The 12592-nt window shown below is 65.6% G+C and carries 11 protein-coding genes and 1 pseudogene; 4 read left to right on the forward strand and 8 right to left on the reverse strand.

Going from position 1 to position 12592, the window contains the following annotated elements; translation table 11 throughout:
* Positions 1–82: 82 nt before the first annotated feature.
* A complete protein-coding gene (locus tag VGR67_16385; protein ID HEV8337990.1) occupies positions 83–556 on the reverse strand; it encodes an OsmC family protein in 474 nt (157 codons plus the stop codon).
* A 61-nt stretch (positions 557–617) separates the two neighbouring features.
* On the opposite strand from VGR67_16385, the gene VGR67_16390 reads away from it, so the two are divergent.
* Complete coding sequence (locus VGR67_16390; protein HEV8337991.1) at positions 618–1139, forward strand: hypothetical protein; 522 nt, start codon at positions 618–620, stop codon at positions 1137–1139.
* Between the two features lie 2 nt (positions 1140–1141).
* On the opposite strand, the gene VGR67_16395 is transcribed toward VGR67_16390, so the two are convergent.
* Both VGR67_16395 and VGR67_16400 read right to left on the reverse strand, forming a co-directional pair.
* Positions 1142–1555: a heme-binding protein gene (locus VGR67_16395; protein ID HEV8337992.1), complete on the reverse strand. Its 414-nt coding sequence runs from the start codon at positions 1553–1555 to the stop codon at positions 1142–1144.
* A 253-nt stretch (positions 1556–1808) separates the two neighbouring features.
* Positions 1809–4028 (reverse strand): redoxin domain-containing protein, encoded by a 2220-nt coding sequence (locus VGR67_16400; GenBank protein ID HEV8337993.1) that lies wholly within the window; start codon positions 4026–4028, stop codon positions 1809–1811.
* A gap of 198 nt (positions 4029–4226) precedes the next feature.
* Between VGR67_16400 and VGR67_16405 the strand changes: the two genes are divergently transcribed.
* Together VGR67_16405 and VGR67_16410 are read left to right on the forward strand one after the other, a co-directional pair.
* The gene (locus VGR67_16405; GenBank protein HEV8337994.1) at positions 4227–4790 is read left to right on the forward strand and encodes a hypothetical protein; all 564 of its coding nucleotides are present in this window, start codon (positions 4227–4229) and stop codon (positions 4788–4790) included.
* Positions 4791–4856: 66 nt separating this feature from the next.
* The gene (locus VGR67_16410) at positions 4857–6587 is read left to right on the forward strand and encodes a CRTAC1 family protein (protein HEV8337995.1); all 1731 of its coding nucleotides are present in this window, start codon (positions 4857–4859) and stop codon (positions 6585–6587) included.
* Positions 6588–6722: 135 nt separating this feature from the next.
* Here the strand turns inward: VGR67_16410 and VGR67_16415 are convergent, their stop codons facing one another.
* The 5 genes from VGR67_16415 to VGR67_16435 form a co-directional block, all read right to left on the reverse strand.
* Complete coding sequence (locus VGR67_16415; protein ID HEV8337996.1) at positions 6723–7316, reverse strand: glutathione S-transferase family protein; 594 nt, start codon at positions 7314–7316, stop codon at positions 6723–6725.
* An 89-nt stretch (positions 7317–7405) separates the two neighbouring features.
* Positions 7406–7630, reverse strand: a complete 225-nt coding sequence (locus tag VGR67_16420; GenBank protein ID HEV8337997.1) for a hypothetical protein — start codon at positions 7628–7630, stop codon at positions 7406–7408.
* A gap of 449 nt (positions 7631–8079) precedes the next feature.
* Positions 8080–8466, reverse strand: coding sequence for a response regulator (locus VGR67_16425; protein HEV8337998.1), 387 nt, complete (start codon positions 8464–8466; stop codon positions 8080–8082).
* The gene (locus VGR67_16430) at positions 8463–9362 is read right to left on the reverse strand and encodes a response regulator (GenBank protein ID HEV8337999.1); all 900 of its coding nucleotides are present in this window, start codon (positions 9360–9362) and stop codon (positions 8463–8465) included. Before VGR67_16430 ends, VGR67_16425 begins: the two co-directional genes overlap by 4 nt.
* A gap of 30 nt (positions 9363–9392) precedes the next feature.
* Positions 9393–10448: an ATP-binding protein gene (locus VGR67_16435; protein ID HEV8338000.1), complete on the reverse strand. Its 1056-nt coding sequence runs from the start codon at positions 10446–10448 to the stop codon at positions 9393–9395.
* 317 nt (positions 10449–10765) lie between these two features.
* Between VGR67_16435 and VGR67_16440 the strand changes: the two are divergent.
* Positions 10766–11938: pseudogene (locus VGR67_16440) on the forward strand (VWA domain-containing protein).
* Positions 11939–12592: the final 654 nt, after the last annotated feature.

Genomic DNA, 12592 nt, shown 5'->3' on the forward strand with positions numbered 1-12592 from the left:
ACGCGCTCACAGTTTCCGCTGACCCGATGGAATTCGGCGACACGGGAGACCGGTCTTTCTGCAAGAACTTCCGAGGATTCATTCAGGAAGAAGCCTCGGAAGCGCAGCGCACGGGGAAATTCACCGAATTGGCGATGAAGCACAGATGATGCGCCCGTTCGTGCAGGCTCTCGAGGACCTCGGGAGCGACGGGCTCCTTCAGGACCGCGCTCGGGTGCAGCACGACCTCCTTGAAATGGCCGCCTCCGTCCTCCGTTTCGATCATCCTTCCCTCGGGTCGATCCTGATACGACGTCACGACGATTCCTGCGTCGGCGCAGAGGTGAAGAAACCAGAGCATGTGACAGGCGGAGAGAGCCGCCACGAGCAGCTCTTCCGGGTTGTAGCGGGACGCGTCGCCGCGAAAGGCGGGATCGGAGGATCCGGGCAGCACGGGCTTGCCGGGCGCGGAAATGCCGTGGGATCGGGAATAAGCCCGATAGCCGCTCGTCCCGGTCCCGAGGTTTCCCTCCCAGTCCACGGTCACGGAATACCGGTGCTCGGCCTGCTTCCCCATGGCTGCCTCCGATCCTTGGCGAAGGGATAGGTTATCATCGGCGACTCTTGAGAGGGGCGACATGGATCCGGGAGAGGCTCGCATCCTGGAAGCGCTCGACGCCGCGGTGAGGTCGAAAGCCGTCGAGTCGAAGCTCGACGCGATGGCCGTCCGCGTCGAGACGAAGCTGCGGGAGCGCGCCGGGGAGGTGCTGGCCTGGGAGCCGGTGCCGCTCAATCTGTATCCTGGTCCGCTTCCGAAAAGCATTCGATCGAGCTGGGTCTTCATCCTTCGGGCGGGCGCCGTCACCGGAGCCGAAAGGCATCCGAACAGTCGCCAGCGGATGATGTCGTATCGCGGCTCGGGGGATTTTCAGACCCGAACGGGGCCGGAATGGAGATCGCACTTTCTCAAGAGCGACGCTGCGCTTCCTCTCGAAAAGCGGTGGATCTCCATTCCTCCCCTCGTCTGGCACCAGGCGGTCGTGCCGCCGGAGAACTGGGTCGTGGTTTCATTCCACACCGCTTCGGAGGAGGATCTGATCGAGGAGCGGCCCTCGGAGAACGACTCCACCGTGCGGCGGAAGTATTCCGAAGAAGCGTAGCCTCAAGAAGCCGCGATCGCCCCCGCGGCTCCGGCCTCCGCGACAACCTGGTCGTTCTCCACGGTGCTGCCGGAGACCCCGATCGCGCCGAGGATCTCCCCCGAGGAGGTCTTGACCGGAACCCCGCCGGGAAATGAAATCAATCCCGCATTCGAATGCTCGATGCCATACAGGGAGCCTCCGGGCTGCGAGTACTTCCCGATCTCTCCCGTGTTCATGTCGAAGAACCGGGCCGTCCTGGCCTTCTTGATGGCGATGTCGATCGATCCCAGCCAGGCCCCGTCCATCCGGGCGAACGCCTTCAGGTTCGCGCCCGCGTCGACCACCGCGATGTCCATCTTCACGCCCAGCTCCTGGGACTTTCTCAACGCCGCGTCCACCGCCGCCCGCGCCTGCTTCAACGTAATCTCGCTCATGCCGTGCTCCTTGATAGGGGGAAATCATCGGTTCTATCGCGATCCTAATCGATCGTCGCGGATCATAGCTCCGTTTCTTCGGGCGGAGGACCAGCCGTCTAGCTGTCCTTCTTGGCCCGCAGGCCGGGGCCTCCCAAGCTTCCGGGAGACGGAGGGGCGCCGCCCGCTCCCGGTCCGGTCCCGGAGCCGCTGAGGAATCGCATCGCCGAAGCGGCCAGGCCGTCGAGGGCCGAGCTGCCGTGGCTCCCGCCCGTTACCCGGATGGCTTGCCGTGTGGGGGGGACTCGGGGGATCTCAGGGCCTCGATCCGCCATCCGAATTCCTCCACGAGCTTTTGGCTCCATCCCGTGTGCTCGAAGACGAGCCGGCCCGACTGGTCCACGAACCAGGTCGTGGGAAAACCGCGGACTCCGACGCGCCGGACGTAGCCGTCGTCGAGAAGCACCTTGAAATCGAACTTGTTCTTCTTCATCCATTCCCGGACCAAATCAGGATTGGGATCGTTGTCCAGCGTGAGGACGGCGACGCCTGGATCGTTCCGGTATTTCTCATGAAGCAGCTGGATCTCCGGCATCTCCCCGAGGCACCAGCCGCACCACAGGCCCCAGAAGTTGATGACGGCGATCTTGCCTCGCAGGTCCATCGAACCAACCTTCGTTCCGGCCAGGGCTCTCAAGCTGAAAGGGGGAATGATTTCCGGCTTGGCGACGCGGTCCGCGAGGATCCTCTCCTTCCGTTTCGCGCGATCCTCGATCCTGAACTTTTCCAGATAGGATTCGAACCCTTCCGCGCTGCCGTACCGCCGGACGTACAGGTCCTTGATCGCCTTCTCGGAGGGATTCGGCCCGGGGGTCTGGACGGCCATTCCCCGGACATAGAAGCCCTCGGCCTTCGGAAGATCTCCGGCCGACTCGAAAAGCCGGCCCAGATGAAAGAGGGTCTCCATCCGTCCGGGAGAGAGTTTCAAAGATCGCTGGAGGTCCTGCTCCGCTTCTTCCCGCCGCCCTTGGTTGAAGCGCACCCAGCCCAGGGCGTCCAGGAGCTGGCCCTCCATCATCTTCGCCCACTGCTTCTGGCTCTTACGGCTGTCGTAATGCCAGGTATGCTCCCGGTTGCGGGCCTCCCGGCGGTTTTCCTGAATTCCATCGAGCACGATGCGCTCCGCCTCGTTCAGGTGGGCCTTCCGGTCCGCCAGGACGACGGGCCCCCGCACCCGGAAAATTTGCTGGTTCGTCTTCTCGTGCTTCACCATCCCGTTCATCAACGCGAGGATTTCATCGGCGCTCGCCGTCGCATCGTCGCTCAGGGAAAGGAAGAGATTCCCATAGGCCTCTCCGAGCAGCGCGTCGGCGCGATGGCTCGGACGCCGGATGAAGTCGCGGAGCATCCGGCGATAGACAGCCACCTCCTTCGGGTTCTTCTTGCCTCCCGCTTCGGTGCGCTCTTCTTGCCGGCGCCAGCGGTTCACGAGAACCCATTCGGCCTGGAGGCCGTCCGGTTCGAGTCGCAGAACGCGATCTTCCATTTTACGTTGCTGCTCCTTCAGGCCAAGCTCCCCGTATTCGTTCGCGATACCTTGCACCACCTCCGGATTGTCTCCACGCTCTTTGAGCAGGAAGCGAATGTCCGATTCGATCTCGGCTCGTTTCTGTTCGGGCTTCCGGTCGGACCTTCCCCGGATGGCTCGCCACTTGAGAGCGTAAAGCGGGGCGGACAGAGGGCTGAGGCGGACCGCTTTCCTGAGAAGAGGATAGGCCTCTTCGGCGCGGTTCGCGAAGAGCAGGGACTCGCCCGCCCGCGCGTGCGCGTTCACGTTGGTGGGATCGATCCGGCGCGCCTCGCTGAAGGCCTCCAGCGCCTGCCTTTCCAGGATCGGATCGGTCTTTTCGCCTTGCGAGGCCGCGCGTCGATAGGCGACGGCCCGCACGACCAGAAGCTCGGCCGGATTGGGAACCTTGCTTTGCACACTATCGAGGAATGCGAGGGCCGTCGACAACGGGCCTTCCGAGGCAAGAACCGAGGCTCGCAGCCATAGGAAGTCGGGGTGCGTCTTCGCGAGAGAGAGCGCCTTCTGACTCGTCCGGAGAGCCTCGCGGCTGCGATCGGCGTTGCGCTGAAGCGCGCCGGTCAGGGCGAACCAGCCCCACGGGTCGCCGGGATGTTCGGTAATCAGCTTCTCCGCCCGGGGCACCGCATCGCCGCCCAGCCAAAGTCGCGATTGGTGCATCAAGCTCCAGGCCAGCACCTCCGTCGATCCCGGAAACCTGGCCGCCAGCCTCTTTTCCTCCGTCCGCCCCCCTTCGAAATCCTGGGCGAAGTACATCGTCCTCAGCTTCCTCGCCGCCTCCTCGGCCGTCGCCTTCTCCGCCGGTTTGCGGGGAAGGCGCGATCCTTCCGCCGCCGCCGGGAGGGCGCCGAGGGCGAGAAGCGCCACGCACAACGCCGTTTCGATTCGCAGGCTTCTTCCAAACATCACTATCTTCTCCGTTTTCGGCCGGCAAGGGCAGGCAGCCGATCGAGGGGTCGTCTCGCGGTTCTTCCAGGGGCGGATCGTACCATCAGGAGCTCTCGCGCACACTCTCCCCCGGTCTCAGCAGCCCCCTTTCGACTCCTGTATCATGGGGCGGGTGCGCGAAGGAGCCTGTCGCTTTCCTCAATCCGGGAGGTTCACGTGAATCGCTGCGCGTCGATCGTGTGCCTGTTCGCTCTCTGTTCCCTTGGAGGTCTTCTCACTCCGATCGTCGCGGCGGATCCGACGACCGCCGCGACGCCGAATGAGCTGGTCGCCACTTATCGCTCCTTGGCCGATGCGATCCTGGCCGCGAAGCAAACCGAGTCGAACCTCGTCCTGTCGATCCTGGCGACGACCCACGGACACGCGCAAGCGGCCATGGCGGAAGCGCGGGCGAAGATGAAAGCGCATCAGCCCGCCAAGGCCGCGGTGGAGAAGCTCGCGGCCCTGGTCTCCCAGCTGGGGAACGAAGGAGACGGGTCGGTGGCCGCGGTGCGCAAGAAGCTGCTGGAAGGCGGGCACCATCATCACGCCAGCGCGGAACAGCAGGGAATCTACGACGAAGGGTTCGTGATCGTCACCCGGGTGACTAAGAAGGCGTTCCTGGAGGCCGCGGGGAACATCGGGAAAATGGGCCAGGCGCCGAATCCGGCCGGTCTGGAGGCGGAATGGCAGAAAGTCGAAAAGCAGTACGCGGATCTCACGGCGAAGACCCATCCCTGAAATCCCTGGCCTCCCTGCCTTCCTGATCTCCCCCGTGCCCGGCACGCGGGCCGAGGCCTGTCGGACATGAAGCGTGGCATCCTGGGCGTCACCGCGCCGGCCGCGGCGATTTTCGCCTTCGGCCTGGCCTGTCGCGGGAATCCGTCCGCGACGTCCGCTTCCGGCTCGGCGGCGCCGGAGTCACCCGCGCCGCGGTCCGCCTCTCATTTTCACTTCGAAGACGTGGCCCGGCAGGCGGGCATGACCCGCGTCCTGCTGGCGGGCCGGCCCGGGAAGGATCATCTTCTCGATTCCTCCGGCGGCGGGGCGGCGTGGCTCGATTTCGATCGCGACGGCTGGTTGGACGCCTACCTGGTCAACGGCTGGAGGCTCGCAGGCGACAAGGTCCTGGAGAAGGGGCGCAACGCGCTTTACCGGAACCGGGGCGACGGCACGTTCGAGGACGTGACCGATCGCGCGCGGGTGACCGGGGAGAGGCTCTGGGGAAGCGGCGTGGCCGTGGCCGATTACGACAACGACGGCTGGCCGGATATCCTGGTCACCAACTTCGGCCCCAACCTTTTGTATCGGAACCGGGGCGACGGGACCTTCGAGAACGTAGCCGGCCGGGCGGGAATCGAGGCGCCGGGGTGGAACACGGGCGCCGCTTTCTTCGATGCAGACGGCGACGGAGATCTGGACCTTTATGTCGCGGCCTACGTCGATTGCACCTTGGAGGAGGTTCTCGCGGCAAGGCCGACGCTGGACTGGAAAGGGGTCGAGAAGGTGGCGCTCGGCCCCTTCGGCCTGCCCGGAGCGCCCGATCATTTCTTCCTCTCCGACGGAAGAGGAAGCTTCCGCGAAGCGACCCGTGAAGCGGGGTTGGAGGATCGCGCGCTGGGCTACGGCTTCGGCGTGCGGGCGGCCGATTTCGACGGCGATGGCGACGCCGATCTCTACGTCGCGAACGACTCGGATCCGAACTATCTCTACCGCAACGAGGGAAACGGGAGGTTCCAGGAAGTGGGAACCTGGTCCGGCGCCGCGCTCGGCGCCAACGGGGCCGCCCAGGCCGGCATGGGCGTGACGGCCGGGGACGCGAACGGCGACGGCTTCCTCGACCTCTTCGTGACGAACTTCGCCGAGGACTACAGCACTCTCTATCGCGGAGACGGCAAGGGGTTCTTCGAGGACGCCAGCGAAGCGTCGGGGGTCGCTCGGCCGACGTTCCAGCCCCTGTCCTGGGGGACCGTCTTCGCGGATCTCGATTGCGACGGCGACGAGGATCTCGTCGTCGCGAATGGGCACATCTATCCGCAGGTGGACAAGCATCCGGAATTCGGCGCCCGTTACGGCCAGACCAACCTGCTTCTCGAAAACCAGGGTGGAGGGCACTTCGAGGACGCCACGGCGCGCGCCGGAGCCGGCTTCCGGGCGGCCCTTTCGAGTCGCGGACTCGCGGCGGGCGATTACGACAACGACGGCGATCTCGATCTTCTGATCAGCAATCTCGACGCGCCGCCGACGCTGCTGCGCAACGACTCTCCGAAAGGCTCGTGGATCACACTTGTGCTGGAGGCACCCCGCGGAGAGACCGTCATCGGGGCGCAGATCTCGGCGAAGGCGGGAGGCCGAACCTTGATTCGGGATCTCGCCAGCGGGGAGTCCTTCCTTTCGGCGCACGACCCGCGAGTTCACATCGGTTTGGGCAACGCGAACCAGGTGGATCGCTTGGAGGTGCGGTGGCCGGATGGCGGGCGGACAATCCTCGCCAAGGTGGAAGCCCGCCGTTTCCTTGCCCTAAGAAAGGGAAGATAGCGCTGACCGCAGCGGCTCGCGATCCGATGCTGCTTCAAGGATTCTCTGAACGGGCCCTGTCGGCGTCGCCGATGCATTACATTCGTTGGAGCCGTGCCGACTTGCCCCCGGAGTCCGGGCGATGAGACGGACGGCCTACGCGTCGATCGCGACGTGGCGCGGCTGCGCGGCGACGCGCGCCAGCCACGCGCGCAGGGCGGGGTAGCGGCCAAGGTCGAAGCCTCCCTCCCCGGCGACGTGCGTGTAGGCGTAGAGGGAGATGTCGGCGATCGTGTAGCGCTCGCCGACGAGGAAGGAGCGGCGGGCCAAGTGCCGCTCCATCGCGTCGAGCACGCGATGCCCTGCGGCTTGCTTGGCCTCGAGCTGCGCGGGATCGTACCGGACGCCCTTCGTGAGCCAGAACCGGGCCACCGCAATGTTGGGCTCGTGATCGTACTGCTCGAAGAACTGCCACTGAAGGACCTGCGCGCGCTCGTAGGGCTCGGTCGGGACGTACTGCGTGCCGTCGGCGAAATACCAGAGAATCGCGTTGGACTCGGCGAGCGGCCGTCCGTCGTCGAGCACGAGCGTGGGGACTCGGAGGGAGGGATTCGCCTCTCCGATCACTTCCCGGCGGTTGGATCGATCGGTGACGCTCATCTCGACCCGCTCGTACGCGATCCCGAGCTGGGCGAAAAGGAGACGCACTTTGTAACAGTTGCCGGAAGGCTGTGAGTCATAGAGGCGCATCACGCCTCCTTTTCGCCCGGTCCCGGGGTCATGAGACAGGTTCCATTTCGGCGCGCCGGCCCTCGCGCCGGGGGGAGAGACGCGGGCGCCTACCGCGGGGCGCACTCGGGACATCGCGGTCCAGTCGTGCAGTGCGGCTCTCCGGTGGCGCAGCTGGGACAGCAGATCCTGTTGGCGGAGCACTGGTGCGTGCCGCACGTGACGCCTTCGGTCTGCGCGGAGTTGGCCGGCGCGTGCGAGGCCGGGACCACCATCCAGGCCGCGGCCGCCGCGGCGACGATCAGAAGACCCACAGCTCCCCAGGTTTTCAGCATGAGGCACCTCCCGTCAGAAACGGTTGAGAGAAGGATTGCGCGCGGGCGTCCGGCGCGAAGCCGCCCGCCCGCGATGCCATTGGGTTTTGGAGTCTACCACGAAGGCCGCGCGAGGGTGCCGCCGAATTCCTGCCGCCCGCCGTAAGCGCGCGCCTCAGGGTTGGGAGCCGAGCCGCGATTTTGCCTCGGCGAGCTTCTCCAGAAATCCGTCGAGATCCACCCCGTGCAGCCTGCATGCCTCGCCGAAGCTCACTTGGCCGGGCTACGGTGCGCCGGAGAACCGGGTTCGACAGCGCGCGGAAGCCCTGATTCACGACCGGCAGGAGCTCTGGATAGGCGGCCAGCCGATCGCCCACTCTCGTGCCGGCGGCCACCGCCGGGAGTCCCTTCATGTCCGGCTCGCCCGCCGACCAGCGCGACCGCCGGCCCCCGATCCGGCTGGAGGCCGATCAAACCGCGGGACGGGCCTCGCTCAATGCCTTCTCGATGGCGGCGAGCAGCTCTTCCGGCTTGAAGGGTTTCAGCAGGTAGGCGGCCACTCCCGCCTCCTTCGCCTTGCTCAGGTCTTCCGGCGATTTCCGCGCGGTCAGGAAGATGATCGGAATGGTCATGGTCCGGATGCTCGCCTTCAATCGCCGAACGATCGTGTGCCCGTCTCCTCCCGGCATGCCGATGTCCAGGAGGATCACGGCGGGCTGATCCCGAATGGCCATCTGCATCGCGCGAATTCCGTCCGCCGCCGCCAGGACTTCATAGCCGGCGGCCTTCAAGCGCAATCCCAGCGCCCGAATGAGATCGGGCTCGTCGTCCACGATCATGACTCGTGCTGGACTCATGGTTCCTCCGAGGGCGCGTGGGCCGCTTGACTTGGTTGCTGAATCCGCGGCGGAAATCCGAACAACGCGGCGACCTTCTGCTCGAATCGATCGATCGGGAAGGGTTTGGCCAGCGAATCGTCGCAGCCCAGGCGAACCATCTCCGCCAGCCGCTCCTCGGATCCGGAAATTGCCAGTATCCTCGCCTTCTTCGTATGGCCGTTTCGAACCAGGGAGGCGAGGACGTCCGCCCCGCTCGCGTCCGGAAGGCCGATGTCGAGAACCATCAGATCGGGATCGAACCGGCTGAAACGAAGGCAGGCCTCCAGCGCCGAATCGGTGCCCTGCACGTCGGCCTCCGGCCAGTCCAGGCGGATCGTCTCGGCCATCAGCTCGCGCAGACTCGCGTCGTCATCCACGAGAAGAACTCTCGGTTGCCGGTGGCCGAGACTTCCCACCAGGTGGGAGAATCCGGCTCGCGCGCCAAGCACCCACTCCTCGTTCGACCGGCCGAGCGTCGGCTCCGGGAGCGCATATTCCAGACGCAGGCCGCGATCGCGCTCCTCCACCGCTTGGGCCAGACGCTGGAGCACGGCCCGGCAGCCGGCAGGGTCGGTCTCCAGGAAGAGCGCCAGGAGCGGCTCCGATTCGATCAGGAACACCTCGTCACGGGGATGACGGAACAGTCCGGTCAGGATTTTGCGCACCTCGCCGAGCTTGTCGAGGTCCTTGTCCCCGGCGCGCGAGCCGCTCGCGATCTCCGCGTGCGCCATCCGGAGGAGCGCCAGAAGGGGCGCCTGTCCCCGCGGCAAGGCGCTGCGGATCCGATCCTCCACCACCACGCGCAGTTCCGCGCCGGGCTCGTGAATGGGGAGGGTGAAGGAGAACCGGCTTCCCCGCCCGAGCTCACTCTCCACCTCGATGTTCCCCCCGTGACGGGCGACGATTTAACGCGAAATGGCCAGACCGAGCCCGGTCCCCTTCACGCCGGGGCGTTCATCCCGGGCGATCTGGGTGAATGCCTCGAAGATCATCGGCTGGTGCTCGGCGGCGATCCCGATTCCGTCGTCCTGGACGAAAAAGCGCACCATGGCCCCGTCGCGAACGGCCCCCACCTCCACGCAGCCTCCCTCGGGCGTGAATTTGCGGGCGTTGCCGATCAAATTCACCAGCACCTGTTGGATCTTCGGGCGATCCCCAATCACTTCGGGGAGTCCCTCCGGCGCCTGCAGCTGAAGCGTTTGACGGCCCGACCGGAACTGAGGCCCGAAATCCTCATGACACTGCCGCAGCAAGGACGCTGGATCCACCTTGCCGCGATACACTTTCACCTCTCCCGATTCGATTCGGGCGACATCCAGAAGGTCGTTCACCAGCGCCGTCAGCCGATCGCAGTTTCGCATCGCCCCGTCGAGGCATTCCGCCTGCGTGGCCGTCACCGGTCCCGACGTCCCGTCTCGGGCGAGGGCGATGAACTCCCGGATGATGGCCAGGGGCGTGCGCATCTCGTGAGACGCCGTGGAGACGAACTGGGACCTCAGCCGGTCCGCCGTCCTCAAGCGGGCCACGGTCAGATTCCTCTGGAGCGCCGCGCGCGCCGCGCGAACCAAATGAACGCCGGCGGTCGATCCGATCACGACGTAATCGTCGGCCCCTCGTGCCACGGCGCGGATTGCCAGCTCTTCAGTCTCGGGAGTGGCCAAGACGACCACCGGGATGCCGTGAGACCGGGCCAGGGTCCGGGCCAACGCGTCGAATCCGTGGAGACCGGTCGGCGGAAGATCGAACAGGATGAGATCGACCTGAGCCTTTTCGACCAGATCCAGGCTTTCATTCGGCCGGGCAGCGGTCCTGAGCTCGCAGAGAAATTCCGGATCCTTGGTCAACCCTTCCCGAAGCAGGCGCGCCAGCTGCGGATCTTCCGCAATCAACAGCACGCGGACCGGTGAGCCGGACGCTTTCGCGCTTCCGGAGGAGATGTCCAAGCCTGGAAGGGAGAACATCTAAACACCACCTTTCCAGGCAAATATAGGTTCCGTTCGCGAGTCGGACAACGGAAATTGAATCCGGAATTGGACACCTCCCAACTGGGGCTCATGACCACCGGTGATGCAACTGTCCTCGCCCGGATCCACATCTATATAGATGTAGGGGGCTCGCGGGTGCCTGGGCGGCATCGAGCTGGAGGACCCGCCGCGCGTCATCCAGCCATGCCCTGCGTCGGCCGGGATACGATTCGAAAATGAGGCGTGATAGGGTGTCACCACGTCCTCCCCTCTCGCCGGAGTCCACTATGTCCGCGATCCGAATCGCCCGCCGGATGCTCGGTACGGGAATCCTGCTTTTCGCTCTGGGAGGAGCTCTTCACGGCGCCGCACCGAAGTCCGGCACCGACAAATCGGCCGGTGCTCAGCCCATCGCCGCACCGGGAATCCAGGCGGAGCGGGTTTCCCTGATCCTTCTGGACGTCGTCGTGACCGAGGCCTCGGGACGCTTCCTGGGCGATCTCCGCCCGGAGGAATTCACCCTGACGGTGGACGGCTATAAGGTGCCGATCCAATCCGTCGAGCTGCAGATCCCCGCAGGTCCGGCCCTCACGGCCCCCCCGGCGGCAGCCGTGCAGCCGCCCGGGAGCGCGGGCACGCCTCCCGCGCCCGATCGGGCGGCGTCGATTTCGCGCTCGCGCGGGATCGTGCTTTTCTTCGACGGATTGGACAGCGAGCGCGGCCTCGGCCCGGCTCCGATCGCGGCGGCGCGAAAGTTTCTCGAGAAGGGATTGCAGGCCGGCGACGAGGTAATGTTGATCGGTCTGGGACGCGACTGCCGAATCTACCGGGATTTCACGGCCGATCTCTCCCTGGCGCTCGCGGCCATGGAAGAGATCGAGAAGGACTCGGCTCTCCGCATGGGCGGTCAAGCTCACTTCTGGAAGAACAAAGAGGATCTCGAAGAGCTGCGCAAGTTCAGTCCCGAATCGGCAGAGTCTCTGGCGAGGTCGTTCGTCGCGGAGGATCTGCACCGGGCCTCCCGCCTCAACTCCACTCTCGCGGCACTCGCCGAATTCTTGCGATCGCGGCCGGGGCGGAAGGAGGTCTTCCTGTTCAGCGACGGCACACCCTCGGCTCCGGGGATTCTCTATGGAATCGACGATCCCCGCACCCAGGAACTCGATCTGCTTCGGCTGGCGCAGGATGCCGCGGCCGCCCAGATCGCCGTGAACACGATCAACACGCGGGGGCTGGCGGCGGGCCCGGCGGGTGGAGTGGAGGAGCTTCTCGAAAGTGAGTCCACCAACGCCCTGTCGATTCTCGCCCTCACCACCGGCGGCGTCTCGACCCATGGGATCAACGGAAACTTTGAGCGGCCCATGCGGGTCATCGAAGAGCAGACCCGGTCGAGCTACCTGATCACCTTCGCCCCCGACGGGGAGCCGGACGGCAAGCTCCATTCCGCGCGCGTCACCGTGAGCCGAAAAGGGGCGCGGGTCCGCTCTCCGGAAGGCTTCGTCTGGATGACGAGCCGGCAGCAGCAGGAGAAGGAAATGGTCAGCGCCTACTTCGCCCCCGAGCTCTTTCGCAAGATTCCTCTGGCCCTGGAGGCCAGTTCGTATCTCGGCGCCGACGATACACCGCGAGTGGAGGTGGTCATCTCCCTGCCCCGCTCCTCGATCCTCTTCCTTCCCCGGGGAGCCAGCCGTGTGGCGAAGCTGGAGGCGGGGGTCGTCCTGCGGTCGGCCAAGGGGAAGGAAGAGAAGCCCATCCGCCGTGACGTCGAAGTGCGCCTCTCCGGCGGGCCGAGCAAGGATTCCGAAGGAGACCTGACCCTTCTGGCGCGGCGCGCGCTTCCCGCCGGCGATTACCAGGCAACCGCCGTGGTCCGCGACCTGCAATCAGGAGAAGTGGGAGCGCTTCGCTCGGCGTTGAAGATCCCGGCCCTCGCGCCCGATCATCTCGCCATGAGCTCCTTGATCCTGAGCAGCCCGGCGTCTGCGAAGCCGATCGCGATGGATCCCTCGGATGAGGTGCCGAACATCCCGCCCGCTCCCCGCTCCGTGAGGAGAATTTTCGCCGGCGACGAACAAGTCGCCGCCTCTTCCGTCGTCTATCATCCTCGGCGTGATGCCGTCACGGGACAGGCTCGAGTCACG

It is taken from the genome of Candidatus Polarisedimenticolia bacterium (assembly GCA_036004685.1).
Taxonomy (GTDB): Bacteria; Acidobacteriota; Polarisedimenticolia; order Gp22-AA2; family AA152; genus DASYRE01.

What these genes read in the sequence shown, in the direction of transcription:
- VGR67_16385 (HEV8337990.1), bottom strand. Translation starts at nt 556, where the DNA reads ATGGGGAAGCAGGCCGAGCACCGGTATTCCGTGACCGTGGACTGGGAG.
- VGR67_16390 (HEV8337991.1), top strand. Translation starts at nt 618, where the DNA reads ATGGATCCGGGAGAGGCTCGCATCCTGGAAGCGCTCGACGCCGCGGTG.
- VGR67_16395 (HEV8337992.1), bottom strand. Translation starts at nt 1,555, where the DNA reads ATGAGCGAGATTACGTTGAAGCAGGCGCGGGCGGCGGTGGACGCGGCG.
- VGR67_16400 (HEV8337993.1), bottom strand. Translation starts at nt 4,028, where the DNA reads ATGTTTGGAAGAAGCCTGCGAATCGAAACGGCGTTGTGCGTGGCGCTT.
- VGR67_16410 (HEV8337995.1), top strand. Translation starts at nt 4,857, where the DNA reads ATGAAGCGTGGCATCCTGGGCGTCACCGCGCCGGCCGCGGCGATTTTC.
- VGR67_16415 (HEV8337996.1), bottom strand. Translation starts at nt 7,316, where the DNA reads ATGCGCCTCTATGACTCACAGCCTTCCGGCAACTGTTACAAAGTGCGT.
- VGR67_16420 (HEV8337997.1), bottom strand. Translation starts at nt 7,630, where the DNA reads ATGCTGAAAACCTGGGGAGCTGTGGGTCTTCTGATCGTCGCCGCGGCG.
- VGR67_16425 (HEV8337998.1), bottom strand. Translation starts at nt 8,466, where the DNA reads ATGAGTCCAGCACGAGTCATGATCGTGGACGACGAGCCCGATCTCATT.
- VGR67_16435 (HEV8338000.1), bottom strand. Translation starts at nt 10,448, where the DNA reads ATGTTCTCCCTTCCAGGCTTGGACATCTCCTCCGGAAGCGCGAAAGCG.